Raw genomic sequence first — 26,032 nt, forward strand, 5'->3', positions numbered from 1 at the left:
GGCCGCCTAGTCTTGTGCGTACTTGCCCGGGAGATTCCCATGGAACCCGTAAATCTTTTCGATCTCGCCACGCGGCAGTCGCAATGGCTGGCCGTGCGCCAGTCGGCGATTGCCTCCAACATCGCCAATGCCAACACGCCGGGCTACACGGCCAATGACGTCGAGCCCTTCGAAAAGCTCCTCGATCGGACCGCGGTGACGCTTGCCGCCACGCAGGCCGGCCACCTCGGCGCCGAAACGGCCAATGCCGGCTTCAACGTCAAGCCTCAGGACCCCGACGGCGCGATCATGCCGTCGAAGAACACCGTGGTCCTCGAACAGGAGCTGATGAAGGCCGGCGAGGTCCGCCGCTCCTTCGAGCTCAACACGGCAATCGTCAAGGCCTTCCATTCGATGATGACGATGGTGGTGAAGAGCTGACCATGGACGCCCTCACCGCAGCCCTCAAAGTCGCGGCCTCCGGCCTTGGCGCCCAGTCGGAGCGCCTGCGCGTGGTCTCGGAAAACCTTGCCAACGCCCAGTCGACTGGCAACACGCCGGGCGCCGATCCCTATCGCCGCAAGACAATCACCTTCCAGTCCGAGGTCGACCGTGCAACGGGCGGCTCGCTGGTGGAAGTCGGCGCGATCTCCCGCGATCCTTCGGACTTCCCGATCGAATTCCAGCCCGGCAACGAAGCCGCCGACGACAAGGGGTACGTCAAGATGCCCAACGTCAACACGTTGGTCGAAATGGCCGACATGAGCGAGGCGAACCGCTCCTATGAAGCCAACCTGCAGGTCATCAAGCAGGCTCGCGATCTGATTTCCATGACCATCGACCTGATGAGGAACCAGTAATGATCGGCGGTATCGGGGCAATACAATTCAAGACGGCAGTCGACGGAGCGGAGTCGGCGTCACCGAATCTGCTGCAGGGCGGTGTCGGAACGCAGGCCGGCGAAAGCGTCGGCAGCAGCTTCGCCGAAGTCCTCAGCCAGGCGGCGACGAAAACCGTCAACACGCTGCAGGGCGCCGAGCAGATGTCGATACAGGCGCTGAAGGGCGATGCCGACACGCGCCAGGTCGTCGATGCGGTGCTGAGCGCTCAACAGGCGCTGCAGACCACTATCGCCATCCGCGACAAGGTCGTCTCGGCCTATCTCGAAATCAGTCGCATGAGCATTTAGGACCGTCATGAAAGCCCTTGCCATCGCCGCCACCGGCATGAATGCCCAGCAGACCAATCTGGAAGTCATCGCCAACAACATCGCCAACATCAACACCACCGGCTACAAGCGGGCGCGGGCCGAATTCTCCGATCTGCTCTACCAGGTCGACCGCACGCAGGGCGTGCCCAACCGCTCCAACACCTCGCTGGTGCCGGAAGGCGTCTCGATCGGTCTTGGCGTCAAGACGACGGCCGTGCGCAACGTCCACACGCAGGGCGAGCTGGCCAGCACCGGCAACAGTTTCGACCTGGCCTTGACCGGCAGGGGCTGGTTCCAGATCGAGGGCGCCGACGGCGGCACCCTCTATACGCGCGCCGGCGCCTTCAACACCAATGCCACCGGGCAACTGGTGACTGTGGACGGCGCCAACGTCATTCCGGCCATCACCGTGCCGACCAACGCCGTCGAAGTCATCGTCAACAAGACCGGCCAAGTTTTTGCCCGCCTGGACGGTCAGACGAATTTGCAACTGCTCGGCCAGCTTCAGATCGTCAACTTCGCCAACGAGGCCGGCCTGGCGCCGCTCGGCGATAACCTTTTCCAGGAGACGGCTGCCTCAGGCCCGGCCAATGTCGGCGTTCCCGGCGATCCGGGCTTTGCCACGATCCAGCAGGGTTATCTGGAGTCCTCCAATGTCGATCCGGTGAAGGAAATCACCGAGCTGATCTCGGCGCAGCGCGCCTACGAAATGAACTCCAAGGTCATCCAGGCCGCCGACGACATGGCCTCCGTGGTCTCCAAGAACATCAGGTAACGGATGATGGCCTGGCCGATCTCCTCCGCACTCCGTCGCGCCGCGCTGGCCACCGTCCTGGTGGCCGCCGGCATGCCGGCTTTCGCGCAGGACGCGACGGGCCAGTCGGCAAGCCAGATCGCCGCCGGCCAGCCCGTCGGCGAGGCCGTGCTGATCCCCAACCGGGTCATCTATCCCGGCGAGGCCATCGAGTCCGCCTCGCTCAAACAGGTGACGCTCATCCCCGGCAAGCACAAGCCGGACGGCATGGCAGCGCGCTCGGAGGAGCTTCAGGGCAAGGTCGCCAAGCGCACGCTTCTGCCTGGACGCTATATCCCGGTCACCGCCATCCGCGACGCCTGGCTGGTCGAGCAGGGCGCTTCCGTGCAGGTCTATTTCACCGCCGGCGCGCTCACCATTTCGGCAGCCGGCGTCACATTGCAGCCAGGTGCGGCCGGTGACCAGATCAAGATCCGCAACATCGACAGCGGGAAGATCATCTCGGGCACGGTGATGGCAGACGGCACCATCAAGGTCGGCGCTTCGTGATGCGCGCCTTTGTCCTTCTGCTGAGCGCCGCCATCGGCCTTCAGCCGGCATTGGCGGATGGGCTGACACCCAAGGCCAAGCGCGAGCTCGCGCAGAAAAACGGCGGCGTCTACGACGATCCGGAATATGATCCAGCCACCACTCAGCGCATGTTCCGGGTCTCGACCGGCCCAAGCGCACTGCCGCCCGGCCAGGTCGCCGCGCGCATCAAGGATATCGCGCAGCTGCAGAGCGCGCGCGACAACCAGCTCGTCGGCTACGGCCTGGTCATCGGCCTCGCCGGCACTGGCGACAGCCTGCGCAACTCGCCCTTCACCGAACAGTCGATCCGCGCCATGCTGGAGAATCTCGGCATCGCCACCGAAGGCGGCAGCGCGCGCGCCAAGAACGTGGCCGCCGTCATCGTCACCGCCAACATGCCGCCCTTCGTCCAGTCGGGCGCTCGCATCGACATCGATGTCTCCTCGATGGGCGACGCCAGCTCGCTCGCCGGCGGCACGCTGGTGATGACGCCGCTGAAGGCGGCGGACGGCGAGATCTATGCCGTCGGCCAGGGATCGGTGATCGTCGGCGGCTTCACCGCCAAGGGTCAGGCCGAACAACTGACGCAGGGCGTGCCCACCGCCGGCCGCGTGCCGAACGGCGCCATCGTCGAGCGCTCGGTGCCGGCCGAGTTCGACGACCAGGGCGTGTTGACGCTGCAATTGCGCAACCCAGATTTCTCGACCGCCATCCGCATCGCCGACGCGATCAACGATTATACCTCGCAGCGTTTCGACATGCGCGTCGCCGCCGAGCGCGATGCCCGCACCGTGCAGATCAGGCGACCGACAAATGTCTCCGCCGCGCGTTTCTATGCCGAGATCGAAAACCTCGTCGTCGAGTCCGATGCCCCTGCCCGCGTCGTCATCGACGAGCGCACCGGCACCATCGTCATCGGCAGCAATGTCCGGATCTCGCGCGTAGCGATCAGCCACGGCACGCTCACCGTGCGCATCACCGAAGCGCCGAAGGTGGTCCAGCCGGAGCCGTTCTCCAGGGGTCGAACCGCTGTCGAGCCTTTCACCGCCATCGAAGCGAGCCGGCCCGACGCGCGCGTTGCCGTGCTCGACGGTCCCGACCTCGAAACGCTCGTCTCCGGCCTCAATCGCCTCGGTGTGAAGCCCGACGGCATCATCGCAATCCTGCAAGGCATCAAATCGGCCGGCGCCTTGCAGGCCGACCTGGTTCTCCAATAGGCACGCCGATGATCGCGCTTTTTTCCTCGAAGACACGTCGCCTCCTCACAATGATCGCCACCGCGGCAGCGGCCGTGCTGCTTGGCGGCGCTTCCGTCGGCGCTGAGGAAGTTCGGCAGGTGCTGCCTGGCGGGCAGGCCCCGCTCCAGCCGGCCGAACTCACGCGCGAGAGGGAGCCGGCGCAGCCGGCCGCGCTCGCGGCCGGGAAGGCGCCCGACGAAAGCGAGGTCCAGCGCTTCTGCTCCAACATTGCGGACGCCGCGCGCGACCGCCGCTACGCTCTTCAGGCCGAGGAATTGAAGCAGCTGCAGGCCGGCATCGACGAGCGCATGAAGGCGCTGGAGGCGAAGCGGGCCGAGTACGAGGAATGGCTGAAGCGGCGCGAAGTGTTCCTGGCGCGCGCGGAGGACGGCGTCGTCAAGATCTATGCCGGCATGAAGCCCGATGCGGCCGCCGAACGTCTGGCGATGGTCAATGCCGAGCTCGCGGCCGCCATCCTGATGAAGCTCGATTCGCGCAAGGCCGGCGTCATCCTGAACGAAATGGACCAGAAGGCGGCGGCGACGCTCACCGGCATCATGGCCAGCGCGGCGCGAAGGGTTGATCCGTCATGAAGTTGCAATTCCTTGTCCTCGTCGCGGTTGCGGCGCTGTCCGGTTGCGGCACCAATTTCAAGGAGATCGGCCGGGAACCCGCTCTGTCGCCGGTCGGTTCCGGCATCGATGAAGGCGGTTCCGGCCCCTACAGCTATCCCGAACCGCCTGCTTCGCGGCCGAAGAAATTCTCGCTGTGGGACGATCGCCAGAGCCGGCTGTTTACCGATCCGCGCGCGCTGCGCGCCGGCGACATCCTGACCGTCAACATCAGGCTCAACGACAAGGCCAATTTCAAGAACCAGAACGACCGCAGCCGCACCGCCGCGCGCAAGCTCGGCTATGACGTCACGCTCGGATGGGACGGCAGGAGCACCAGCGGCAAGGGCGACGCCGGCTTGAGCTCCAGCACCGAGACCAATGCCGACGGCGAGATCAAGCGCTCGGAGAACCTGGAGCTCAATGTTGCGGCCGTCGTCACCGAGGTGCTGCCCAACGGCAATCTGATGATCAGAGGCTCGCAGGAGGTTCGCGTCAATTACGAGCTTCGGGTGCTGACCATCGCCGGCATGGTTCGTCCGTCCGATATCGGCGCCGAAAACACCATCCCCTACGAGCGCATCGCCGAGGCGCGAATCTCCTATGGCGGCCGTGGCCGTGTGAGCGAGGTTCAGCAGCCGGCCTATGGCCAGCAGGTCCTCGACCAGGTTCTTCCTTTCTAGGGCCGGGAGAGCGCTGCCGTGGCGAATGTCGAGCAAGTCCAGCCCAAGAAGGGACCCTCCCTGGTGATCCAGCTCGCCATGCTGTTGGTCATGACGGGCGCTGCGCTCGGCATGGGCTGGCTTTCCGGCGGCTATCTCAAGCAAGGCGAAACGCCGGCGCCGGTGCCCGCGGCGCCGGAAAACGCCGGCACCGCCGAAAAACCCGCCGAGGGCGGCAAGGCCGCCGCCGGACCGACGCTGGTGCAACTGGCCCCGATCACCACCAATCTCGCCTCGCCGTCGGACGTCTGGATCCGGCTCGAGGCGTCGCTGCTTTATGATGCTCCCCAGCCGCCGGAGATGGCCGAGCAGGTCCATCAGGATCTGCTCGCATTCGTGCGCACCCTCAAGCTGCACCAGATCGAGGGCGCCAGCGGCTATCAGCATCTCAAGGCCGATCTCGAGGAGCGCGCGGCGCTGCGCAGCGGCGGCCACGTCAAAAAGGTTCTCGTCAGGACGATGCTGCTCGAATGAGAAAGTTCCTCATAGCCACGGCGCTCATCGTCGTCACCACCTCCGTCGCGGCGGCCCAGCAGCTCGATCTTGGCGGCATCGGCAAGGCCGACGGCACGACTGTCGGCTACCTGATCCAGATGTTCGGCCTGCTCACCGTGCTTTCGGTGGCGCCCGGGCTCTTGATCATGGTGACGAGCTTCACCCGCTTCGTCATCGCCTTTTCGATCCTGCGCGCCGGCATCGGCCTGCAATCGACGCCGGCCAACCTGATCCTGATCTCGCTGTCGCTGTTCATGACCTTCTATGTCATGGCGCCGACTTTCGACCAGGCCTGGAACACCGGCGTGAAGCCGCTGATGAACAACCAGATCACGCAGGGCGAGGCGTTCGAGAAAATCTCCGGCCCGTTCCGCGACTTCATGCTGCACAATGTGCGCGACAAGGATTTCGACCTCTTCGCCGACCTCGCCCGGGAGCGCGGCCAGACCGTCTCGCGCGAGACCGTCGACCTGCGCATCCTGGTGCCGGCCTTCATGATATCGGAGATCCGGCGCGGCTTCGAGATCGGCTTCCTGATCGTCCTGCCCTTCCTCGTCATCGATCTGATCGTTGCCACCGTCACCATGGCCATGGGCATGATGATGCTGCCGCCGACAGTGGTATCGCTGCCGTTCAAGATCCTGTTTTTCGTGCTGATCGACGGCTGGAACCTTCTGGTCGGCAGCCTGGTGCGATCCTTCACCTGATCGTTCCTGCCGGACCGCGCGCAGGCGTGTCGCCTCACCTCTCGACGGATTGAGGAAGGTGCACGCAAGTCTTCCAACATTATTTTCGATTAACCGTCCGATTTAGGTCTTTGGTAGCAACTTGCCGCCATAGTCGCTCGCAGATGGCGGGTGACCCAACTGAGCGGTCATTGGCATGATGCCGCACCGTCATACCGGACATGCCGGTATGTAAAAAATTCCGTGTAAAAAATAGGTACGAGTAGCCATGGCCAGTATCATGACCAATGCCTCGGCGCTGACCGCGCTGCAGAGCTTGAACGCCACCCAGAAGAACCTCGACACCACCCAGGCCCGCATCTCGACGGGCTATCGCGTTTCCCAGGCTTCGGATAACGCCGCTTACTGGTCGATCGCCACCACGATGCGCTCCGACAACCAGGCCATGTCCACCGTTTCGGACGCTCTCGGCCTCGGCGCCTCGAAGGTCGACACCGCTTACACCGGCATGGACAGCGCGATCTCGACCATCAACCAGATCCAGCAGAAGCTGACCGCTTCCTATGGCCAGACGGATGCTTCCAAGGAAAAGACCCAGGTCGAAATCGCCGCTCTTCAGAACCAATTGAAGGCCTATGCCGACGGCGCCACGTTCTCCGGCACCAACATGCTGTCGGTCTCGACGGCTTCGGGCACGGCGGCGGACGTCAAGATCGTATCGGCGTTCAACCGCGGCGCCACCGGCGCGGTTTCGATCTCGACGATCGACGTCAATGTGGAAAGCATCAAGCTCTATGACTCGGGCGCTGCCCCGACCGCGAAGGGCATCCTCGACACAGAGCGCCTCGGCACCACCGGCGCCGCTGTCACCACGGCCTCGGCCCCGACCCTGGGCGCTGCTGCCGCCGCCACCGACACTTATTCGGTCGCCGGCCTGAAGATCTTCTCCGGCACCACCGCTGCAAGCGACACTCAGATCCAGGCGATGATGAACGTCGTCGATGCCGCGCTGAAGGACATGACGAACGCCGCCACCAAGCTCGGCGCCGCCAAGAGCTCGATCAACCTGCAGAAGACCTTCACCTCGAGCCTGATGGACTCCATCGATCGCGGCGTCGGCCAGCTTGTCGATGCCGACATGAACAAGGAATCGACCCGCCTCCAGGCGCTGCAGGTTCAGCAGCAGCTCGGCGTCCAGGCGCTGTCGATCGCCAACGGCTCGTCGCAGTCGATCCTGTCGCTCTTCCGCGGCTGATCGCTCTATACTGACCGGACCAAAGCGTCGGGCCGCGCCAAAAGCGCGGCCCGATTTGCGTTTGCTCAAGGCTCGCGCAACCCTCGTTCCTTAACTTCTCCGAAGCCTACTTTTAACAGGCCATTAACCATATCGCGCTAGGTATGGTTAACCAATCACTAGGTTGTCGAATCGGCCCGACCGGCACGATCGCAACCGATGGGCAGGTCGAGACCCGGCCTGTGTGGCATGCCGGCTTTGAGAAGGAGCGAGTTTCTTGGCGAGCATCATGACGAACGCTGCGGCGTTGACTGCACTTCAAAGCCTCAACGCCACCAACAAATCGCTCGAGCAGACGCAGGCCCGGATCTCCACCGGCTACCGGGTCTCCGAGGCCTCCGACAACGCCGCCTACTGGTCGATCGCCACCACCATGCGCTCCGACAATTCCGCGCTGTCGACCGTGCAGGATGCGCTCGGCCTCGGCGCCTCGAAGGTCGACACCGCCTATACCGGCATGAACAACGTCCTTTCGACGATCGGCCAGATCAAGACCAAGCTTTTGTCAGCTGTCGGCCAATCGGGTGCCAACAAGGCCAAGACGCAGACCGAAATCACCACGCTGCAGGCGCAGATGAAATCCTTCGCCGACGCCGCCACCTTCTCCGGCTCGAATTATCTTTCGGTGACGTCCAAGCAGGTCGCGGCCGCCAATGACGGCGTTCAGCCCGACGCACAGATCGTCTCCTCCTTCAATCGCTCCTCGTCCGGCGCCATCACGCTCGGCACCATCGACATCAATGTCGAGAGCACCAAACTGTTCGATTCCGGCCTCGCGACGGCCGTCAAGAACCAGGGCATTCTCGATCGCAAGACTTCGATCTATTCCACCGCCGCGGACCAGTCGGCATATGATGCCGCTTACGCGGCCTCGATCGCCGGCGGCGCCACTGACATCGCCGCCAACACCGCGGGCCAGGGTGCTGTGTCGGGCACGCCCGTCAAGATCGACAACGTCTCCGCCTTCAATCTCGACATCACGGCAACGGGCGTGACCGACGACATCATCACGCAGATGGTCACCAAGATCGACAATGTCATGAGTCAGCTTACTGACGCCGCCACCGTGCTCGGCGCCGCCAAGAGCTCGATCGACCTGCAGAAGACCTTCACCCAGAGCCTGATGGACTCCATCGACCGCGGCGTCGGCCAGCTCGTCGATGCCGACATGAACAAGGAATCGACCCGCCTTCAGGCGCTGCAGGTGCAGCAGCAGCTCGGCATCCAGTCGCTGTCGATCGCCAACAGCTCCTCGCAGTCGATCCTGCAGCTGTTCAAGAACGGCTAAGCGGCAGAAATATTCTGACCAGCGAAGGGCCGCGCCTCGGGCACGGCCCTTTTCGTTTCTCGACAAGATGCCGGATCGACGCTTTGCTGGACCTCGGCGGCAGGCCTATCATCCTCGCACAAGCTTCGCGGTCTAGTCTTCCAGCGGACAGTCATGCTGGGAGCGGTTGAATCGTGCCGGAACAGATCCAGAGCATCATCGCGAATTTGAAGAGCTTCGGCGTGAGGCGTCTGGCGCTCATGGGCGGCATCGCGGCCCTGGTCATGGCCGTCATCGGCATCGCGTCGGTCTATCTCAACCGTCCGGCCTATGAGACGCTCTATGTCAGCCTCGAGCGTTCCGACGTCAACCAGATCGGCCTGGTGCTTGCCGATGCCGGCATCGGTTTCGATGTCGGCTCCGACGGCACATCCGTGCTGGTGCCGGCCGGCACCACCGCGCAGGCGCGCATGCTGCTTGCCGAGAAAGGCCTGCCGACCAGCGCCAATGCCGGCTACGAGCTGTTCGACAATGTCGGTTCGCTCGGCCTCACCTCCTTCATGCAGCAGATCACCCGTGTGCGCGCGCTGGAAGGCGAGATCGCGCGCACCATCCAGTCGATCTCCGGCGTCAAGGCGGCGCGCGTTCACATCGTCATGTCCGAGCGCGCCAATTTCCGCCGCGACGAGCAGCAGCCCTCCGCCTCGGTGGTCATCCGCTATGCCGGCAATGATGCCGAGAAGAGCGCCCTGTCGATCCGCCACCTCGTGGCCGCGGCTGTTCCGGGCCTCTCGGCCGACAAGGTCACCGTGCTCGATTCCAACGGCAACCTGCTGGCCGCCGGCGACGACCCGTCCAACACGAGCGCCGTGCGCACGCTCGGCGTCGAGCAGACGGTCGAGGCGCACATCGGCGACAACATCCGCCGCGCGCTCACACCCTATCTCGGCCCGGATAATTTCCGCGCCAGCGTCAAGGCCGACGTCAACACTGACAGCCGCCAGACGGAGGAGACGATCTTCGATCCGAACTCACGCGTCGAGCGTTCGGTGCAATCGGTGAAGACCAACGAAGCCAGCAACCAAAAGCAAGCTTCGACCCCGACCAGTGTCGAGCAGAACCTGCCCGAGACGCAGACCACCACCACCGAGGGACCGCAATCCACCTCGCAGAACGATCGCAAGGAAGAGATCACCAACTACGAGATCAACTCCAAGAAGATCGCGACCGTTTCGAACGGCTACACGGTCAACAAAATGTCGATCGCTGTCGTCGTCAACCAGGATCGCCTGAAGACCATCCTCGGCAAGGACGCGACCCCGGAGCAGATCGCCAAGCGCGTCGCCGATATCCAGAAGATGGTCGCCTCGGCGACAGGCTTCGACGACAAGCGCGGCGACATCATCGACGTGTCGGCGGTCGAATTCATCAACGGCCTCGACGGCGAGCCGATCGACCAGCCTGGCATCCTTGCCTCGATCGGCACCTATACCGGCACGCTGATCAATGCCGGCGCCTTCGTCGTCGTCGTCTTCCTGGTCGCCTTCTTCGGCCTAAAGCCGATGGCCGCAGCATTGACGGCGTCGGCGAAGCCCGCTGCCATTGCCGGCCCAAGCTTCGACGACGTGCAGCGTTCCTTGCCGACGCCCGACGCACCCGTCGCCGCGATCACCGCCGAGACTCCGGCCGGCGCGCGCGCCGGCGCAACCCCGCTCGACGACCTGCGCCAGAAGATCCGGCCGGCGCCGCAGGAGCGGCTTGCCCGCATGGTCGATCTCAACGAGGAGCGCACCGCACAGATCCTGCGCAAATGGGCTGCCGCCCCGGAAGCCGTGGGTTAGGCCATGGCTTCGGCAGCCCTCTTCGATCTCCTGCCCGATTTCGGGTCGCGGACCTCGGCAGCCAGTCAGGCGCCGAAGGATCGCGACGTCCAACACATGCCGGCCGCGCCGCCGCCGCAGGCCGACATCGGCGCGCTGATCGCCGAAGCTGTGGCCGAGGCGGAGGCGGCACTCGAGGCGCGCCTTGCGCTTTCCCATCAGGCCGAGCTCGACGCCGAGCGACGGGCCAATGATGAAGCGGCGAAAGCATTCCTTGAAAGCTTCGGCGGCGACGTCGGCGCTGCCGTCGCCACACGTATCGAAGCCATGGAGCGGCGCGTTGCCGAGCTTGCCGGCGCAACCGTCGCCCGCATGGTCGGCGGCCTTCTCAGCGACGACCTGCAGCAACGTTCGTTGCAGGCGCTTTCGCAAGTTATCAGCGCCGCGGTCGCCGACAGCGAGGCCGTGCGCATCGGTGTCCGGGGACCGCTCTCGCTGTTCCAGCCGCTGAAGGCAGCGCTCGGATCCCGCGCCGCCAATCTCGACTTCAGCGAGGCGCCGGGCTTCGACCTGACGGTCACCATTGACGAAACGGTGTTCGAGACGCGTGTCGCCGAGTGGTCGGCGTCCTTGTCGGAGGTCCTGTCATGAGCGCCGTCGACCATGCCGACCCCCGGCACGAGATCATCATCGTCAAGCGCAATCACGACGATCATGACGACGGTCACCATGGTGGCGTCTGGAAGATCGCCTTCGCCGACTTCATGACGGCGATGATGTGCTTCTTCCTCGTCATGTGGCTGATCAACGCCGCCAACGAGCAGACCAAGGCAGCCGTCGCCAGCTATTTCAACCCGGTCGAGCTGATCGACCGCAACTCCAGCCGCAAGGGCCTGGAAGACCTCGGCGACGGCCCGAGCAAGGTCGGGCTGACTGCGGACAACCCGCAACAGGGCGCGACCAAAGCGGGCGATGACGGCAAGGGCGGCGCCGGTTCCTCCGAACGCCGCCAGACCAAGGCCGGGGCGCAGGATGCCCAGCTGTCTGACGAAAAGCTGTTTGCCGATCCCTACGCGGTGCTGGCGGAGATCGCCGCCGATACGGGCGTGATGCAGAACGTCAGCGCCAAGGGCGAAGGCGGCGCTCAGGCGGCCGGTCCGGCGACCGGCGCGTCCGGCGGCGAATCCTATCGCGATCCGTTCGCACCGGATTTCTGGTCGCAGCAGGTGGCGGCGCCCGGCGCCGAGGCCACCGCCGAACGCGCCAGGATCGAGGGCGATCCGGTCAGGCCCGGCGAGAAGGTCGCCACCGTCGCGGTACCGAAGGTGAAGGCCGTTCCGGCCGCTCCTGCGCTGACGGCCGCGCCGCTGGAGCCGCTGGCAACCCCGGAAAAGACCGACGCCAAGAGCGGGCCAAAAGCTGCGCAAGGCGACGCCGGGAAGCTGTCGGGCGAAGCAAACAAGACCGAGAAAGCCCAAACCGGGAAAGCTGAAGCCGACGAGCGCGAGGCTTCAGCGGCCGAACCTGCGAAGGCGGAAAAGGCCGAACCCGAGCAGACCGCCGACAAAGGTGACAAGGCGCCAAGCAAAGCCGCTCTACAGGCAGCGGCGGATATCAAGAAGGAACTCGCCAAGGCGTTCCTGCCGGGCGAAAAGCTGGCCGACGGCGTCTCGGTCGAGGCCACCGACAAGGGCGTCGTCATTTCGATCACCGACCAGCTGGATTTCGGCATGTTCGAGATCGGCTCGGCCATGCCGCGTCGTGAGCTGGTGCTGGCGATGGAAAAGGTCGGCCACATCATCAACCAGAAGAAAGGCACCATCACTATCAGCGGCCACACCGACGCGCGGCCGTTCCGCAGCGACACTTACGACAACTGGCGGCTGTCCACCGCGCGCGCCCATTCAGCCTACTACATGCTGGTGCGCGGCGGCGTCGACGAAAGCCGCATCACCGAGGTCGCGGGCTTCGCCGACCGGCAGCCCAAGATCGCCTCCGATCCGATGGCGGCCGCGAACCGGCGCATCGAAATCCTGATGACGGCCGGCGGATGAAGGGCAGGAGCGCCATCGGCTGCGCGGTAGCGCTGCTATTGCTTGCCGCAGGGTCGCCGTGGGCGGCCTTCGCGCAGGACGCGCTGCAGCCCTATCAGCTGGTGCGTTCGCTGCAGCTGGTCCAGGACCGGATTGCCGGCGGCGATCATGCCGCGCTGCCGATGCAGGCGAAGCTCCTCGAAATGATCGACGCCCGGATGCGCAACGCCAATGCCGAGGATTTCAAGGAGCCGAAGAATTTCCGCGCCTTGCTCGTCTATGGCATGAGCGGCGGCAATCCGGTGACGGTCGCGGCGGCGGCTTCGCGCGCGGTGACCGACCCGCAAAGCCTCGCCATCGCCAAGGGCGTTGTCGCCTATCTGAACGGACGGCCGGCCGAGGCGATCGAAACGCTGAAGCCGATCGATCCGATGGTCGTGCCCGCCGACCTCGGCGCCTTCCTGGCGCTGGTCAAGGGCTCGCTGCTTGCGACCGACGACCCGGCAGCAGCGCTTAGGCTGCTCGACGAGGCGCGCCTGCTCAGCCCCGGCACGCTGGTCGAGGAGGCTGCGCTCCGCCGCTCCGTCGGCATCGCGGCCGCGCAGGGCGACGCCGCCCGCTTCGCGCTCGCCTCGACCCAATATGTCGCGTCCTGTCTCTATTCGCCTTACGCCAGCCAGTTCGCCGACGCCTTCGTTTCCGGCGTCATCACGCTGCACATGGCGATCAGCCAGGACAAGATCGCCGACATCACCTCGATGATGGATCCCGAGCGCGAGAAGGTGATCTACCTCCGCATCGCGCGCCGCGCCGCGATCGACGGCATGACGGAGCTCTCGGCTTTCGCCTCTGCCAAGGCGGAGCTGGGCCGCAACGGCAATGGCAACCAGGACGACCCGCGCACCCAGCTCTATTCGAGCCTCTCCACCATGACGTCGGCCAATGTCGACGAAGTGCGTGCCAAGCTCGGCAAAATTGATCGTCGCAAGCTTTCGCAAGGCGACCGCGACCTGCTCGACGCCGCGCAGGCTGTCGCGGGCGAAGTGATGGCACCGGTGAAAGCGGCCGCGAAAGCCGACGCTGCACCGGCAACCGCCGCAAAAGGCGAGGATGCGAAATCCGCGGCGGAAGCCTCGGCCGATTCGGCCAATGCGGACTTGCCTGCGGTGGAAGGAGCGATGCCCGACCAGCCACCGGTCGCGGCACGCGATCCGGCGGTCGCGGCGAGCGATCCGGCGCCGCGCGATCAAGCGAAAGACGCGCAGGCCTCTGTCCCGCAGCCGGCGCAAACATCGGCTGAAACGCCGGCGGCCGCTCCTGCACCGACCGACGCCGCCCCGGTGGTGCAGGCATCCGCGCCGGCGACGATGACTGATGCGCAAGATCCGATCGATGCGGCGGTGACCAGCACGCGCCGTCAGCTCGACCAGATCGACCAACTCCTCGGAGCAGCCCCCAAATGACCAGCGTCAGCCAGACCTTGCCGGGCTTTGCTTCGACCCAGCCCCGCCAGCAAGCCGCCGGCGGCAAGGACAACGATCAGAATTTCGGCGAGATGGTGCACGGGATGGAAAAGCCCGATCGGCCCCAGGACAAGCCCGCGGCCGGGCTCGCATTGCCGGACCCACATCCCGCAAAGCGTTCATCGGCCGACAACGGCAATCAAGAGCCCGATCACGACGCGCGGGCTAAAACCGGCTCGCAGAAAGCAACCGCGGGCAAGTCTGCCAAGACCACCGCCCAGACACATCAAGCGAAGCCGACGACGGACAAAGATTCCACGGCGCAAGCCGACGATTCCGCGCCGCTGCAAGACCGCTTGCCGTTGCTGATGGCGCTGAGCGACATGAAGCATTTCGCGCAGTCGTCGGGCACCAGCGGCAAGAGTTCCGCCGACGGTGACGATGGCGCCGGCGAGCGCGGATCGCTGGAATTGCCGCTGCGCCCGGGCAAGCGCAGGGTGGTCGACGGTTCCGGCGAGCCGCAGTCGCGATCCGTCCGTTCGACGGCGGCTGAAGATCACGGGCCTGACTTCGGGCAGAAGCCGGTGAAGGCTGACGTGGCTCTCGACATGCCGGGGCGCATGGGTAGCAAAATCGTGCCGGCACAAGGGAACGAACCGCAGGCCGACAGCGCGGTATCGCTGCAAGGCTGGCGGCCGGCTTCCGTCTCCAAGACCTCCCTACAATCGCAATCGGCTACGCAGCAGACACCGGGCAAGCCGCCTTCTTCCGCCGCCCGCATGGAAGTCGTCAGCCAGCAGAGCTTCCCAGCGCCGGCGCAAAACCCGATCGGCCAGACGGCATCGGCGCTGGTTGACACGCTTGCCTCCGAAAAGGGCGTTCAGCAAGCCTTCGCAAGCGCCTCGGCGGGCTTGCAGACGACCAATTCTGTTGCCGTTCCGACACATGTGCTGAAGATCGAACTCCACCCTTCGGAGCTCGGATCAGTCACCGCCAGCCTGCGGCTCTCAGGCGAGCAACTTTCGATTGAGATGAAGCCTGAGACACACGAGGCATACCGCCGTCTCACCGCCGACAGCGATACCATCGTCAAGTCCATGCGCAGCCTCGGCTTCGATGTCGACAAGGTTACGATCCTGCAACCTTCGATAGCAGCACATGCGGCCGGCCGCGCCGACGCAAGCGGCGGCATGCCGATGTCGACAGGCCGCGACCAGCCTTCGTTCCAGCCCGGGAATTCGGGCGGCAACGGCGGGGGCGGCGACCGGCAACCGGGAAGGAACGATGGCAATGGCGCACAGGAATTCGCTCGTGCCGCTTCGCCTCTTCGCGAGCGTGCTGACGACGATATGTATATCTAGTTTCGCCGTCGGCACGGCCGGCGCCACCGCCAATCCCTGCGAGCCGGAGATCCTGCGTGCCGCCGACCGCTACGGCGTGCCGGCCGGCATCCTCTATGCGGTCGGCTTGACGGAAACCGGAAAGAAAGGCAGCCTTCAGCCTAATGCCTTGAATATAGAAGGAAAAGCTGTCTTTCCTCGCAGCCGCACCGAAGCGCTCGCCACATTCGAAAATGCCCGTCGCGAGGGCAAGACGCTGATCGACCTCGGCTGTATGCAGATCAACCATCGCTATCACGGCGCGCAGTTCCGCAGCGTCGAGGACATGCTCGACCCGCATCAAAATGTCGACTACGCGGCGCGCTTCCTGGTGAGCCTGCATGCCCGGCATATGACTTGGTCGATGGCCGTCGCCCGCTATCATGCCGGCCCCGACAACGACCCGGCGCAGAAGGTCTATGTCTGCCGAGTCATCGCCAACATGGTCGCCACCGGCTTCGGCAAATGGACGCCGAATGCCAGCGCTTTCTGCAATCAATAGTTGTCAAACTTCGAACATCGATCGACCCTCGCCGGCATGCTCGCCGGCGTCCATATCGCCAGCCGACAGTTCGGCGCGAATACACCTGCGGGACCGCCTTTATTACGGGCTCCAAAAAAACTCCCAAGAAAATAGTTACAAGAAATGATGGTTTTTCAGGATTCGCCGAGCCGGGTACCCCTTTCCGCACGGGGCAAGTGAATTTGATTCGGAGGGCGGGCCGATGATCGTGATCGTTGACGAGCGGGAGCTCGTGACAGAGGGCTACTCTTCACTTTTCGACCGCGAGGGAGTGGCCACAGCCGGCTTCGCGCCAGGCGAATTCGGCGAATGGGTGAGTTCCGCCGCCGACACCGATCTCAGATCCGTCAGGGCCTTTCTCATCGGCGACTGCCGCGAGGGCGCGATCTCGCCGCGCCAGATCCGCGACCGCACCGGCGCGCCGGTGATCGCGCTCAGCGAGCATCATTCGCTCGAACATACGTTGCGGCTGTTCGAAAGCGGCGTCGACGACGTCGTTCGCAAGCCCGTCCATATCCGCGAGATTCTCGCTCGTATCACCGCCATCCGCCGTCGCGGTTCCGAAGAAGCCGCCTACACCGAAGTCGGCTCGATGCGCATCTTCATGGACGGCCGCGATCCGGAGATCGACGGCGAGCCGCTGCCGCTGCCGCGGCGCGAGCGGCGCATCCTGGAATATCTGGCCAGCAACCGCGGCCGGCGCGTGACCAAGACGCAGGTCTTCAACGCCATCTACGGCATCTTCGACGAGGAGGTCGAGGAGAACGTGGTGGAGAGCCACATCTCGAAGCTGCGCAAGAAGCTGCGCGAGAAGCTCGGCCATGACCCGATCGATTCCAAGAGGTTCCTCGGCTACCGGCTGGTGTTTTGATGGCCGCCCAAGGCACGTCTCGCGCCAGCCTCGCGCAAGACACGAGGCCTAATTTCATGGCCTGCTACCAAGGCACTGCGGAGATCCATCGATGAGCCTCTACGGAATGATGCGCACCGGCGTTTCCGGTATGAACGCGCAGGCCAACCGCCTCTCCGCGGTGGCCGACAACATCGCCAACTCCGACACCACCGGCTACAAGCGCTCTTCGGCCGAGTTCTCGACACTGATCATGCCCGGAACCGGGGGTGCCTATAATTCCGGTGGCGTGACCACTACGATCCGCTCGGCCGTCAGCACGCAAGGCGTCATGACCTACACCACCTCGGTGTCCGACCTTGCCGTCAACGGCGACGGCTTCTTCGTCGTCCAGGATGCCGGCGGCACGCCCTACCTCACCCGCGCCGGCTCGTTCGTTCCGGACGCGCAAGGCCGGCTGGTCAACGCCGCGGGTTACCAGCTCATGGCCTACAGCTACGCCAATGGCGACCCGGCCGCGACCGCCAACGGCTTCGAAGGCCTCGTGCCGGTGCAGATCTCCGACCAGCAGATGACGGCGACGCCGAGCACCGAGGGCCTCTTCTCCGGCAACCTGCCGGCGGGCGCGACGCCGCCCTCCGGCCCGCCGCCGTCCAGCAACAGCGCGACCGCCGAATACACGTCGAAAACCTCGCTGGTTGCCTACGACAATCTCGGCAACAAGAAGCTGCTCGACGTCTATTTTACCAACACCGGCGCCGGCACCTGGGAAGTCTCGGTCTTCGATCAGTCGAAGGCGACCGCAGGCACCTCTTTCCCCTATACCGGCGGCGCGCTGGGATCAGCCAACCTCACCTTCGACACCACGACAGGCAAGCTTACCGGCACGCCCGACAGCGTCTCGTTCACGGTACCGGGCGGCTCGACGCTGGACCTCGACCTCTCCCAGCTGACGCAGCTTGGAACCGGCTTCACCGTTGCCGACGCCAAGGTCAACGGCAATGCGCCGAGCTCCATCCAGAAGGTGCAGATCGGCCAGGACGGCGTCATCTACGCGCAGTTCGAGGACGGCTCGACCAAGGCGCTTTACAAGATCCCGCTGGCCGACGTTCAGAGCCCCGACAATCTCACCGCCATGCCCGGCAACGTCTATGTGCAGAGCACCGATTCCGGCGCCGTCCACATCGGCTTTGCCAATGAAGGCAAGCTCGGCTCCATCGTCTCCGGGGCGCTTGAAAACTCCAATGTCGATATCGCCGAGGAACTGACCAACATGATTGCGGCGCAGCGCAGCTACACCGCCAATTCCAAGGTCTTCCAGACCGGTTCGGACCTGATGGACGTCCTCGTCAACCTGAAGAGATAAACGACGGGCGCCGCCCGTGAAAGATCAGCATGTCGCTTTCCTCCGCACTAAGCATTGCCCAATCGGCGCTTCTGGCCACGTCCAAGCAGACCAGCGTCGTATCGCGCAATGTGGCCGATGCGTCGAACCCGGACTACACCCGCCGCATCGCCGTCGTGACCAGCACGGCGCCCGGCGCCAGGGCGGTGGAAATCCAGCGCGTCGCCAATGATCTCCTGTTCCGGCAGAACCTCTCGGCGCTGTCGGCATGGAGCGGCCAGAGCGCGCTTTACAACGGCATGGATCAGCTCGATCTGTCGGTCAACGGGGTCGACAACGCGTCGTCCCCCTCTACCGCGATCGCCAACCTGCAGAAAGCTCTGCAGCTCTACGCCACCACGCCCTCGAACCAGAACCTCGGCACCAGCGTCGTCGACGCCGCAAAGCAAGTGGTGAATTCGCTGAACAGCGGTACCCAGGCGATCCAGGATTTCCGCACCCGGGCGGACAGCCAGATCGCCACCGCCATCAACGATCTCAATTCGCTGCTCAGCCAGTTCCAGGATGCCAACAAGGCGGTCATCTCGGGCACCCGTTCCGGCACCGACGTCTCCGACGCGCTCGACCAGCGCGACGCCCTCCTGAAGAAGATATCGGAATATGTCCCGGTTTCGACCTTCACGCGCGGCGACAACGACATGGTCATCACCACCAAAGACGGCGCGACGCTGTTCGAGACCGTGCCGCGCTCGGTGGCCTTCACGCCGTCGTCCGGCTATTCGGCCGGCACGCCCGGCAACACGGTCTACATCGACAACGTGCCGGTCTCGGCCGGCGCTGCCGACAACACCACCGCTGACGGCAAGCTTGCGGGCCTTCTGAAGCTGCGCGACGGCGTGGCCTTGACCATGCAGAGCCAGCTCGACGAAATCGCGCGCGGCCTCGTCACGGCATTTGCCGAAACCGCGCCATCGCAGCCCAATGCAGCCGGCCTGTTCACCTGGCCCGGCGCTCCGGCGATTCCGTTCGCCGGCACCCTGGTCGACGGCCTCGCCGGCACGATCAGCGTCAACGCCGCCTTCGATCCGAGCGCCGGCGGCAACCCCGCGCTGTTGCGCGACGGGGGCGCCAACGGCGCAGCCTATGTGGTCAACACCGGCGGCGCATCCTATGCGGACCTTCTGATCAGCTACGGCAACAAACTCGATCAGCCAATGGCCTTTGACAGCTCCGCCGGCATCGCCGCCAGCTCCGGCGTCTCCGACTACGCGGCCAATGCCATCGGCTGGTTCGAAGGCGTGCGCCAGCAGGCCTCTGCCAATGCCGACAGCAAGCAGGCGCTGGCCGCGCGAACGGCCGAGGCGCTATCCAACGACACCGGGGTCAATGTCGACCAGGAAATGTCCCTCCTACTCGACCTCGAGCACACCTATCAGGCCTCAGCGCATATGATGAAGACCGTGAGCGACATGTTGGACGCCCTGATGAGCGCGGTAGGATAATTCATGAAAGCGACAGGCGTTTCCTCTGCTGCCATCTCCAACGCTCTGCGTTACCAGCAAGCGAAGATGCAGGCCGACCTCATCAAGGCAACCAAGGAATCGCAGACCGGTTCGGTCGCCGATGTCGGCCTGGCGCTGGGCAGCCGCACGACCCAGGCCGTCACCTTCCAGCGCGACCTCGACCGGCTGAACGGGATCGTCGATTCCAACGCGCTCGTCAAAGCGCGCCTGACATCGACCCAGGATTCGCTCGGCCAGATCGCCGGTGCCGCGCAGAGCTTCCTGTCGGCGCTGACCAGCGGCGTGTCGGGCGACTCCTCGACCAGCATCCTGCAGACCGCCGGCGCCTCGGCGCTGCAGCAGATGACGGGTATCCTGAACACCAGCGTCAACGGCGAATATCTGTTTGCCGGCACCAACACCGACGTCAAGCCGATCGACGATTTCAACGCCGCCGGCTCGCCGGCCAAGGCCGCCTTCGATGCCGCCTTCTCAAGCTATTTCGGCTTTGCCCAGACCGACCCGGCGGCAGCCAACATCACTGCCGCGCAGATGGACGACTTCATCACCACCAAGGTCGAGCCGCAATTCCTGGGCGCCGGCTGGCAAGCCAACTGGTCGAGCGCCACCGACGATCAGATCACCAGCCGCATCTCGCTCAACGAAACCACCCAGACCTCGGTCAGCGCCAACGAGCAGGGCATCCGCAAGCTCGCCATGGCGTCCGCCATGGTCAGCAGCCTGCTTACCGGCAGCATCAGCGAGGCCGCCCGGAACGCGGTCGTCAGCCGCGCGCAGGCGCTGGTCGGCGAAGCCATCGGCGGCATCACCCAGATACGGGCTCAGACAGGCATTGCCCAGCAGCGCGTGTCCGACGCCAGCGACCGCATGAAGACCCAGGTCGACCTCTTCGAGAAGCATATCGTCGATCTCGAGGGCGTCGATCCCTCGGAGGCCGCGACCCGCGTCGCCGACCTGACGCAGCATATCGAGACGTCCTTCGCCCTGACCGCGCGTCTGCAGCAGCTCAGCCTGCTCAACTATCTGACTTGAACACGTAAACCGGAACGCCAGAGCGCCGACGATGTATCAATTCTCCTACGCCGACATCCAGACCGACTCCGTCGCCGATGCCAAGGACCGGGAGCGGCAGCTGCTCACCCGCTCGATCGACATGCTGGCAGCGGCAGCCGCCGTCGGCACGGATACGATGGAAGCGGTCGAGGCGCTGCACTTCACCAACCGCGTCTGGACCGCCTTCGTCGAGGATCTCGGCTCCAGCGACAACGCCCTGCCCAAGGAGTTGCGCGCCAACCTGATCTCCATCGGCCTTTGGCTGCTGCGCGAGACCGAGGACATCCGCCAGGGCCGCACCAACAATTTCGAAGGATTGATCGAGGTCTCCCAGATCATCCGAGACGGCATCCAATGACCAACACGCTGAAGATCTCGCTGAAGCCCAATGAGAAGATCTATATCAACGGCGCGGTCATCCGCGTCGACCGCAAGGTCACCATCGAGCTGATGAACTATGTGCAGTTCCTGCTCGAAAGCCATGTCATCCAGGCCGACCAGGCCTCGACGCCGCTCAGGCAGCTTTATTTCATCGTGCAGATCATGCTGATCAACCCGGCGGGTGCCGCGGAGGCGCGCGATATGTTCCGCCGCTCGCTGCCGATGCTGATCGCGAGCTTCGACAACCAGGACATCTGCAACAGCTTGAAGCAGATCGACCGCATGGTCGGCGAGGATGAGATCTACGAGGCGCTGAAGGCGATCCGCGCGCTCTATCCGCTCGAGCGCAAGGCGCTCGAAAGCAATGACGACATTCCCGAAACGCCGCGCGCACTGGCTGTAGGAGCATAGGATGGCCGTGGACATGACGACAACGATCCCGGTTGGCGCCAACCAGGCCAGCCAGAAGACCTCGAAGACGGCGGTGGACTACCAGTCGTTCCTGAAGCTCCTGATCGCCGAAATGAAGAACCAGGATCCGACCAAGCCGATGGATTCCACGCAATATGTCGCGCAGCTCGCGACCTTCTCCCAGGTCGAGCAGTCGGTGCAGACCAACACCAAGCTTGACCAGATCATGCAGTCCTCGGCCTTGTCGCAGGCCGACGCGCTCATCGGCCGCTCGATCACCTCGGCCGACGGCAAGACCACCGGCACGGTGGCTTCGGTGACGCTCTCCAGCAGCGGCTTGATCGCGGTGCTGCAGGACGGCACCCAGGTTCCGGTCGGCGCGGGCGTGTCGATCAAGCCGGCCGCCTAACCGGTCGCATAAGGGACAGCCGATGAACGAGGCCGATGCCCTCGATATCGTCCAGTACGCGGTGTGGACGGTTCTCACCGCTTCCGCCCCCGTGGTGCTCGTGGCGATGGTAGTCGGCATCGGCATAGCGCTCATCCAGGCGCTGACCCAGATCCAGGAAATCACGCTGACCTTCGTGCCGAAGATCGTCGCCATCATGCTCGTGGTAGCGCTCACCGGTCCGTTCATCGGCAGCCAGATCTCGGCCTTCACCAACGTCATCTTCGAGCGCATCGAACACGGCTTCTGACGCCTCGTCGGCATGCGCTCGGGCTTTGCGAGGGCAGCGAGATGATAGACCTGGCCGAGTTGGAAGGCGCGAATTAGCGAAATCTTGGTCCAGACCGGCGAGATGCTTGGCTTAAAGCTTCGCCGACGCATTTTCGCCTTTGCCATCCTGTTGTTGGGTCGCACTCTTTGGCGAGTCGCCCGCCGCTTCGGGCGCGGCGAGCCTGCATAGCGGACGAAGGCGCAATCATGATCGACGACGAGCCGGAAAGCGAACGCGTCTCCGCGCTGGCGCCGTTCCGGCACGGCATCTTCCGCGCCGTGTGGGCGGCCAACCTGGTGTCGAATTTCGGCGGCCTGATCCAGGGCGTAGGCGCCGCCTGGATGATGACCACGATCGCCACCTCGCCCTATCAGGTGGCACTGGTCCAGGCCTCGACCACCTTGCCGATCATGCTGTTCGCGCTCGTTGCCGGCGCCATCGCCGACAGCTTCAACCGCCGCAAGGTGATGCTGGTGGCGCAAACCTTCATGCTGGTCGTCTCGGCGCTGCTGACCTTGTTCACCTGGCGAGGCTGGATGACGCCGTGGACGCTGCTTGCCTTCACCTTCCTGATCGACAGCGGAACCGCGCTGAACAGCCCGTCATGGCAGGCTTCGGTCGGCGACATGGTGCCACGCGCCAAGGTGCCGGCGGCGGTCGCGCTCAATTCGCTGGGCTTCAACATCACCCGCAGCGTCGGCCCGGCCATCGGCGGCGTCATCGTCGCCGCCGCCGGAGCCGCGGCCGCCTTCGCCGCCAACGCCGTCAGCTATATCGGCCTGATCGCCGTGCTCGCCCGCTGGAAGCCGGCGCTGCCTGAGCAAACCCTGCCGCGCGAGTCGCTGGGCGCAGCGATGGGCGCCGGCCTGCGCTATGTCGCGATGTCGCCCAACATCGCCAAGGTGCTGGTCCGCGGCTCGGCCTTCGGCTTCAGCGCCGGCGCGGTGCTGGCGCTTCTTCCGCTGGTGGCGCGCGACGTCGTCAAGGGCGACGCGCTGACCTACGGCATCATGCTCGGCGCCTTCGGCATCGGCGCGGTCGGCGGCGCGCTGATCAGCGTGCGGCTCAGGCAGTTGCTGTCGAGCGAGACGATGGTGCGCATGGCCTTTTGCGGCTTCGCGCTCTGCGCCCTCAACGCCGCCATCAGCCACAATGCCTGGCAGACGTCGGCGGGCCTGCTCATCGGCGGCGCCTGCTGGGTGATCGCGCTCTCGCATTTCAACGTCACTGTGCAGATGTCGACGCCACGCTGGGTGGTCGGCCGCGTGCTGTCGATCTACCAGACGGCGACCTTCGGCGGCATCGCGCTGGGCAGCTGGATCTGGGGCGTCGTCGCCGACGCGCATGGCGCGGAAATCGCGCTGACCGCGGCGGCGATCGCGATGCTCGCCGGCGGCGCCATCGGCTTCGTCCTACCCTTGCCGCGGCAGACGGTGCTCAACCTCGATCCGCTCAACCGCTTCAAGGAACCGATGCTGGCGCTCGACCTCAAGCCGCGCAGCGGCCCGATCGCCATCATGATCGAGTACATCATCCGCGAGCAGGACGTGCCGGAATTCCTGGCGACCATGGCCGAGCGCGGCCGCATCCGCCGCCGTGACGGCGCCCGCAACTGGACTTTGGCCCGCGACCTCGAAAACCCGTCGGTGTGGATCGAGCACTACCACACGCCGACCTGGGTCGAGTATATCCGCCACAACCGGCGCGCCACTCACGCCGACGCCGTGGTCGGCGAACGCATCCGCGCGCTGCACAGCGGCGTCAACCCGCCGCGCGTGCGCCGCATGATCGAGCGTCCGACCACCGCTGGCACGACGCTTGTCTCGCCGAAGGGTCCGATCGATCACTGATCGCACGTCGTCCGAAGCATGCTTCCAGCAAACAGCGTAGGCCGAAGAATCAAGGATCAGCCGGCGCTCTGGATCATGTAGAGCTTGCGCGTGGTCTCGTGGATGCGCCATTCGCCCTTCCATCCCTGCGGCAGGACGAGGAGGTCTCCCGGTCCCAACTCGCGCATCTCGCCATCGGCGCGGCCCACCTCGACCCGGCCGGAGATGATGTGGCAGATCTCCGACGAGTTGGTGCGGTCGGCGGTGAAGCGGCCGGGCGTGCATTCCCAGATGCCGATGTCGACGCTCCCGTCCGGCGACTGGAAGAAGGATCGGGCGGCCTCCAGCTGATCCCCTTCGATCGAGGTCGGTTTCGGTGAAAAGGCGCCGATGTCGGCCTTGGCGAGGTCGTGGAAAGTCGAAAGATCGATCAAGATAGGCTCCAGTGTCAGTGGCCCGTTATGCTGTCGGCCAGGGCAGCAAGCCTCGAGGTATGCGCAAGCCCGGCAGCCTCGCGGTTATCAGCGATGCGGTAGAGCTGATACATCGAATGGACGCCCAGCCAGCGGAACGGCTCCGGTTCCCAGGGCCGCACCTTGCGGTTGACCCAGGGCAGCCGCGTCAGCTCGGTGTTCTGGCCTAGCACGAGATCGGCGAGCGTGCGCCCGGACAGGTTGGAGCTCGACACGCCGAGTCCGACATAGCCGCCGGCCCAGCCGATCCGCGTCGCGGGGTCGAGGCCGACCGTCGTGCACCAGTCGCGCGGCACGCCGAGCACGCCGCACCAGGCGTGATCGATGCGGCACCCAGCCGTCTGCGGCAGCAGCGTCGTCAGGATCGTGTGCAGTTGGTCGATCGTCGCCTGCTGCGTCTGCCCGTTGACGTCGGTGCGCGACCCGTAGCGATAAGGCACGCCGCGGCCTCCCATGGTGATGCGCCCCTCGCGCGTTCGCTGGGCATAGCAATAGGCATGCGCCGCGTTGCCGAGCAGCTCGTGTCCCTCCCAGCCGATCTTGCGCCAAAGCTCTTCCGGCAGCGGCTCGGTGACGATCTGCGCGCTGTTGAGCGCGAGCCATGTCCGCTCTTCTCCAGGGATTCCGGCCGTGAACCCTTCGGTGGCGCGGATGATGGTTTCGGCCCGCACGGTGCCGCGATCCGTGGTCACAACGCCCTTGGCAATCGCAGTGACCGTCGTCTTCTCATAGATGGATACGCCGAGGCGCTCGACCGCCGCCGCGAGCCCGCGCACCAGCTTGGCCGGCTGCACCCGCGCCTGGCCGTGGATGACGAAGCCGCCCATGACGTTCCGGATGTTGATGCGCGCCCGGGTCGCCTCGGCGTCGAGCAGCTCGATGCGTTCGGGATCGGCATCCCAGGAGCGGATCGTCTCGCATTCTTCGCGCACGCGTTCCAGCTGCGCCGGATTGGTGGCGACCGTCAGATTGTCGACGCGGCGGATGTCCGCGTCGATGCCTTCCTCCGTCGCGACCTGGATCACCTCGTCGACGCAGCCGGCCATCGCCTTCTGCATCGCGGTGACGCCTTGCCGTGTCGAGGTCTTCAGATACTTTTCGCGCGACCAGCCGAATCCGCCCGACAGCCAGCCGCCATTGCGCCCCGAAGCGCCGAAGCCGGCAAACTCGCGTTCGATGAGCACGACGCGCAGCGATGGCTTCGCCTTCTTCAGATAGTAGGCCGTCCACAACCCGGTATAGCCGGCACCCACGATCGCGACATCCGCCTCGATGTCGCCCGGCAAAGATGGACGTGGCGCGGGGATGTGACCCAGATCCGCATACCAGAACGAGATGTCGCCATTGCGCTTGACTTGCATGGGATGGTTTCCGCCAAAGCAATTCCAGGAAAAGTGTGAAACG

At 64.9% G+C, this 26,032-nt stretch carries 29 protein-coding genes; 27 read left to right on the forward strand and 2 right to left on the reverse strand.

Annotation, left to right across the window (positions count from 1 at the left end; all coding sequences use genetic code 11):
- Positions 1 to 39 precede the first annotated feature (39 nt).
- The 27 genes from flgB to O7A05_RS11470 all read left to right on the forward strand — a co-directional run bounded on the left by flgB (position 40) and on the right by O7A05_RS11470 (position 24,176).
- Positions 40 to 420 carry a flagellar basal body rod protein FlgB gene (flgB, locus tag O7A05_RS11340; protein ID WP_224584028.1) on the forward strand — a complete coding sequence of 127 codons (381 nt, stop codon included), beginning with the start codon at positions 40 to 42 and terminating at the stop codon, positions 418 to 420.
- A gap of 2 nt (positions 421 to 422) precedes the next feature.
- On the forward strand, positions 423 to 839 hold the full coding sequence (flgC, locus tag O7A05_RS11345) for a flagellar basal body rod protein FlgC (RefSeq protein WP_337093160.1): 417 nt from the start codon (positions 423 to 425) through the stop codon (positions 837 to 839).
- Positions 839 to 1,168: a flagellar hook-basal body complex protein FliE gene (locus O7A05_RS11350; protein ID WP_337093162.1), complete on the forward strand. Its 330-nt coding sequence runs from the start codon at positions 839 to 841 to the stop codon at positions 1,166 to 1,168. The genes flgC and O7A05_RS11350 overlap by 1 nt, the downstream gene beginning before the upstream one ends.
- Positions 1,169 to 1,175: 7 nt before the next feature.
- Positions 1,176 to 1,964 (forward strand): flagellar basal-body rod protein FlgG, encoded by a 789-nt coding sequence (gene flgG / locus O7A05_RS11355; RefSeq protein ID WP_337093163.1) that lies wholly within the window; start codon positions 1,176 to 1,178, stop codon positions 1,962 to 1,964.
- A gap of 6 nt (positions 1,965 to 1,970) precedes the next feature.
- On the forward strand, positions 1,971 to 2,492 hold the full coding sequence (flgA, locus tag O7A05_RS11360) for a flagellar basal body P-ring formation chaperone FlgA (protein WP_337093164.1): 522 nt from the start codon (positions 1,971 to 1,973) through the stop codon (positions 2,490 to 2,492).
- A 149-nt stretch (positions 2,493 to 2,641) separates the two neighbouring features.
- Entirely contained in the window at positions 2,642 to 3,730 is a 1,089-nt protein-coding gene (locus O7A05_RS11365; protein ID WP_337093369.1) for a flagellar basal body P-ring protein FlgI, read from the forward strand.
- 8 nt (positions 3,731 to 3,738) lie between these two features.
- Complete coding sequence (locus O7A05_RS11370) at positions 3,739 to 4,344, forward strand: MotE family protein (protein ID WP_337093165.1); 606 nt, start codon at positions 3,739 to 3,741, stop codon at positions 4,342 to 4,344.
- The gene (gene flgH / locus O7A05_RS11375) at positions 4,341 to 5,045 is read left to right on the forward strand and encodes a flagellar basal body L-ring protein FlgH (RefSeq protein ID WP_337093166.1); all 705 of its coding nucleotides are present in this window, start codon (positions 4,341 to 4,343) and stop codon (positions 5,043 to 5,045) included. Before O7A05_RS11370 ends, flgH begins: the two co-directional genes overlap by 4 nt.
- An 18-nt stretch (positions 5,046 to 5,063) precedes the next feature.
- Positions 5,064 to 5,558 (forward strand): flagellar basal body-associated FliL family protein, encoded by a 495-nt coding sequence (locus O7A05_RS11380; RefSeq protein WP_337093168.1) that lies wholly within the window; start codon positions 5,064 to 5,066, stop codon positions 5,556 to 5,558.
- A complete protein-coding gene (gene fliP / locus O7A05_RS11385) occupies positions 5,555 to 6,286 on the forward strand; it encodes a flagellar type III secretion system pore protein FliP (protein WP_320245743.1) in 732 nt (243 codons plus the stop codon). Before O7A05_RS11380 ends, fliP begins: the two co-directional genes overlap by 4 nt.
- 247 nt (positions 6,287 to 6,533) lie before the next feature.
- On the forward strand, positions 6,534 to 7,520 hold the full coding sequence (locus tag O7A05_RS11390) for a flagellin N-terminal helical domain-containing protein (RefSeq protein WP_224514468.1): 987 nt from the start codon (positions 6,534 to 6,536) through the stop codon (positions 7,518 to 7,520).
- A 256-nt stretch (positions 7,521 to 7,776) separates the two neighbouring features.
- The gene (locus O7A05_RS11395) at positions 7,777 to 8,847 is read left to right on the forward strand and encodes a flagellin N-terminal helical domain-containing protein (protein ID WP_337093169.1); all 1,071 of its coding nucleotides are present in this window, start codon (positions 7,777 to 7,779) and stop codon (positions 8,845 to 8,847) included.
- A gap of 173 nt (positions 8,848 to 9,020) precedes the next feature.
- Positions 9,021 to 10,667 (forward strand): flagellar basal-body MS-ring/collar protein FliF, encoded by a 1,647-nt coding sequence (gene fliF, locus O7A05_RS11400; protein ID WP_337093171.1) that lies wholly within the window; start codon positions 9,021 to 9,023, stop codon positions 10,665 to 10,667.
- 3 nt (positions 10,668 to 10,670) lie between these two features.
- Entirely contained in the window at positions 10,671 to 11,297 is a 627-nt protein-coding gene (locus O7A05_RS11405) for a hypothetical protein (protein ID WP_337093173.1), read from the forward strand.
- Complete coding sequence (locus O7A05_RS11410) at positions 11,294 to 12,700, forward strand: MotB family protein (RefSeq protein ID WP_337093175.1); 1,407 nt, start codon at positions 11,294 to 11,296, stop codon at positions 12,698 to 12,700. Before O7A05_RS11405 ends, O7A05_RS11410 begins: the two co-directional genes overlap by 4 nt.
- Positions 12,697 to 14,142, forward strand: a complete 1,446-nt coding sequence (locus O7A05_RS11415; protein ID WP_337093176.1) for a chemotaxis protein MotC — start codon at positions 12,697 to 12,699, stop codon at positions 14,140 to 14,142. Before O7A05_RS11410 ends, O7A05_RS11415 begins: the two co-directional genes overlap by 4 nt.
- A complete protein-coding gene (gene fliK, locus O7A05_RS11420) occupies positions 14,139 to 15,503 on the forward strand; it encodes a flagellar hook-length control protein FliK (protein ID WP_337093178.1) in 1,365 nt (454 codons plus the stop codon). The genes O7A05_RS11415 and fliK overlap by 4 nt, the downstream gene beginning before the upstream one ends.
- The gene (locus O7A05_RS11425; protein ID WP_337093179.1) at positions 15,433 to 16,023 is read left to right on the forward strand and encodes a transglycosylase SLT domain-containing protein; all 591 of its coding nucleotides are present in this window, start codon (positions 15,433 to 15,435) and stop codon (positions 16,021 to 16,023) included. The genes fliK and O7A05_RS11425 overlap by 71 nt, the downstream gene beginning before the upstream one ends.
- A 223-nt stretch (positions 16,024 to 16,246) precedes the next feature.
- On the forward strand, positions 16,247 to 16,915 hold the full coding sequence (locus tag O7A05_RS11430) for a response regulator transcription factor (protein WP_224514477.1): 669 nt from the start codon (positions 16,247 to 16,249) through the stop codon (positions 16,913 to 16,915).
- Positions 16,916 to 17,006: 91 nt separating this feature from the next.
- On the forward strand, positions 17,007 to 18,260 hold the full coding sequence (locus tag O7A05_RS11435) for a flagellar hook protein FlgE (RefSeq protein WP_337093180.1): 1,254 nt from the start codon (positions 17,007 to 17,009) through the stop codon (positions 18,258 to 18,260).
- A gap of 29 nt (positions 18,261 to 18,289) precedes the next feature.
- Positions 18,290 to 19,741 (forward strand): flagellar hook-associated protein FlgK, encoded by a 1,452-nt coding sequence (gene flgK / locus O7A05_RS11440; protein ID WP_337093181.1) that lies wholly within the window; start codon positions 18,290 to 18,292, stop codon positions 19,739 to 19,741.
- 3 nt (positions 19,742 to 19,744) lie between these two features.
- Positions 19,745 to 20,794: a flagellar hook-associated family protein gene (locus tag O7A05_RS11445; protein ID WP_337093182.1), complete on the forward strand. Its 1,050-nt coding sequence runs from the start codon at positions 19,745 to 19,747 to the stop codon at positions 20,792 to 20,794.
- Positions 20,795 to 20,825: 31 nt separating this feature from the next.
- Positions 20,826 to 21,173, forward strand: coding sequence for a flagellar biosynthesis regulator FlaF (gene flaF / locus O7A05_RS11450; RefSeq protein WP_337093183.1), 348 nt, complete (start codon positions 20,826 to 20,828; stop codon positions 21,171 to 21,173).
- Positions 21,170 to 21,607, forward strand: coding sequence for a flagellar biosynthesis repressor FlbT (gene flbT / locus O7A05_RS11455; RefSeq protein ID WP_337093184.1), 438 nt, complete (start codon positions 21,170 to 21,172; stop codon positions 21,605 to 21,607). Before flaF ends, flbT begins: the two co-directional genes overlap by 4 nt.
- Position 21,608: 1 nt before the next feature.
- Positions 21,609 to 22,016 carry a flagellar hook assembly protein FlgD gene (gene flgD / locus O7A05_RS11460; protein WP_140632323.1) on the forward strand — a complete coding sequence of 136 codons (408 nt, stop codon included), beginning with the start codon at positions 21,609 to 21,611 and terminating at the stop codon, positions 22,014 to 22,016.
- Between the two features lie 22 nt (positions 22,017 to 22,038).
- On the forward strand, positions 22,039 to 22,305 hold the full coding sequence (gene fliQ / locus O7A05_RS11465) for a flagellar biosynthesis protein FliQ (protein WP_040989996.1): 267 nt from the start codon (positions 22,039 to 22,041) through the stop codon (positions 22,303 to 22,305).
- A 227-nt stretch (positions 22,306 to 22,532) separates the two neighbouring features.
- Positions 22,533 to 24,176, forward strand: a complete 1,644-nt coding sequence (locus O7A05_RS11470; RefSeq protein WP_337093186.1) for an MFS transporter — start codon at positions 22,533 to 22,535, stop codon at positions 24,174 to 24,176.
- A 56-nt stretch (positions 24,177 to 24,232) separates the two neighbouring features.
- On the opposite strand, the gene O7A05_RS11475 is transcribed toward O7A05_RS11470, so the two are convergent.
- Positions 24,233 to 24,589: a cupin domain-containing protein gene (locus O7A05_RS11475; RefSeq protein WP_337093187.1), complete on the reverse strand. Its 357-nt coding sequence runs from the start codon at positions 24,587 to 24,589 to the stop codon at positions 24,233 to 24,235.
- 14 nt (positions 24,590 to 24,603) lie between these two features.
- Complete coding sequence (locus O7A05_RS11480; RefSeq protein WP_337093188.1) at positions 24,604 to 25,989, reverse strand: NAD(P)/FAD-dependent oxidoreductase; 1,386 nt, start codon at positions 25,987 to 25,989, stop codon at positions 24,604 to 24,606.
- Positions 25,990 to 26,032: the final 43 nt, after the last annotated feature.

Source organism: Mesorhizobium argentiipisi (SeqCode), assembly GCF_037179585.1.
Classification (GTDB): Bacteria; Pseudomonadota; Alphaproteobacteria; order Rhizobiales; family Rhizobiaceae; genus Mesorhizobium; species Mesorhizobium argentiipisi.

What these genes read in the sequence shown, in the direction of transcription:
- flgB (WP_224584028.1), top strand. Translation starts at nt 40, where the DNA reads ATGGAACCCGTAAATCTTTTCGATCTCGCCACGCGGCAGTCGCAATGG.
- flgC (WP_337093160.1), top strand. Translation starts at nt 423, where the DNA reads ATGGACGCCCTCACCGCAGCCCTCAAAGTCGCGGCCTCCGGCCTTGGC.
- O7A05_RS11350 (WP_337093162.1), top strand. Translation starts at nt 839, where the DNA reads ATGATCGGCGGTATCGGGGCAATACAATTCAAGACGGCAGTCGACGGA.
- flgG (WP_337093163.1), top strand. Translation starts at nt 1,176, where the DNA reads ATGAAAGCCCTTGCCATCGCCGCCACCGGCATGAATGCCCAGCAGACC.
- flgA (WP_337093164.1), top strand. Translation starts at nt 1,971, where the DNA reads ATGGCCTGGCCGATCTCCTCCGCACTCCGTCGCGCCGCGCTGGCCACC.
- O7A05_RS11365 (WP_337093369.1), top strand. Translation starts at nt 2,642, where the DNA reads ATGTTCCGGGTCTCGACCGGCCCAAGCGCACTGCCGCCCGGCCAGGTC.
- O7A05_RS11370 (WP_337093165.1), top strand. Translation starts at nt 3,739, where the DNA reads ATGATCGCGCTTTTTTCCTCGAAGACACGTCGCCTCCTCACAATGATC.
- flgH (WP_337093166.1), top strand. Translation starts at nt 4,341, where the DNA reads ATGAAGTTGCAATTCCTTGTCCTCGTCGCGGTTGCGGCGCTGTCCGGT.
- fliP (WP_320245743.1), top strand. Translation starts at nt 5,555, where the DNA reads ATGAGAAAGTTCCTCATAGCCACGGCGCTCATCGTCGTCACCACCTCC.
- O7A05_RS11390 (WP_224514468.1), top strand. Translation starts at nt 6,534, where the DNA reads ATGGCCAGTATCATGACCAATGCCTCGGCGCTGACCGCGCTGCAGAGC.
- O7A05_RS11405 (WP_337093173.1), top strand. Translation starts at nt 10,671, where the DNA reads ATGGCTTCGGCAGCCCTCTTCGATCTCCTGCCCGATTTCGGGTCGCGG.
- O7A05_RS11410 (WP_337093175.1), top strand. Translation starts at nt 11,294, where the DNA reads ATGAGCGCCGTCGACCATGCCGACCCCCGGCACGAGATCATCATCGTC.
- O7A05_RS11415 (WP_337093176.1), top strand. Translation starts at nt 12,697, where the DNA reads ATGAAGGGCAGGAGCGCCATCGGCTGCGCGGTAGCGCTGCTATTGCTT.
- fliK (WP_337093178.1), top strand. Translation starts at nt 14,139, where the DNA reads ATGACCAGCGTCAGCCAGACCTTGCCGGGCTTTGCTTCGACCCAGCCC.
- O7A05_RS11425 (WP_337093179.1), top strand. Translation starts at nt 15,433, where the DNA reads ATGGCGCACAGGAATTCGCTCGTGCCGCTTCGCCTCTTCGCGAGCGTG.
- O7A05_RS11430 (WP_224514477.1), top strand. Translation starts at nt 16,247, where the DNA reads ATGATCGTGATCGTTGACGAGCGGGAGCTCGTGACAGAGGGCTACTCT.
- O7A05_RS11435 (WP_337093180.1), top strand. Translation starts at nt 17,007, where the DNA reads ATGAGCCTCTACGGAATGATGCGCACCGGCGTTTCCGGTATGAACGCG.
- flgK (WP_337093181.1), top strand. Translation starts at nt 18,290, where the DNA reads ATGTCGCTTTCCTCCGCACTAAGCATTGCCCAATCGGCGCTTCTGGCC.
- O7A05_RS11445 (WP_337093182.1), top strand. Translation starts at nt 19,745, where the DNA reads ATGAAAGCGACAGGCGTTTCCTCTGCTGCCATCTCCAACGCTCTGCGT.
- flaF (WP_337093183.1), top strand. Translation starts at nt 20,826, where the DNA reads ATGTATCAATTCTCCTACGCCGACATCCAGACCGACTCCGTCGCCGAT.
- flbT (WP_337093184.1), top strand. Translation starts at nt 21,170, where the DNA reads ATGACCAACACGCTGAAGATCTCGCTGAAGCCCAATGAGAAGATCTAT.
- flgD (WP_140632323.1), top strand. Translation starts at nt 21,609, where the DNA reads ATGGCCGTGGACATGACGACAACGATCCCGGTTGGCGCCAACCAGGCC.
- fliQ (WP_040989996.1), top strand. Translation starts at nt 22,039, where the DNA reads ATGAACGAGGCCGATGCCCTCGATATCGTCCAGTACGCGGTGTGGACG.
- O7A05_RS11470 (WP_337093186.1), top strand. Translation starts at nt 22,533, where the DNA reads ATGATCGACGACGAGCCGGAAAGCGAACGCGTCTCCGCGCTGGCGCCG.
- O7A05_RS11480 (WP_337093188.1), bottom strand. Translation starts at nt 25,989, where the DNA reads ATGCAAGTCAAGCGCAATGGCGACATCTCGTTCTGGTATGCGGATCTG.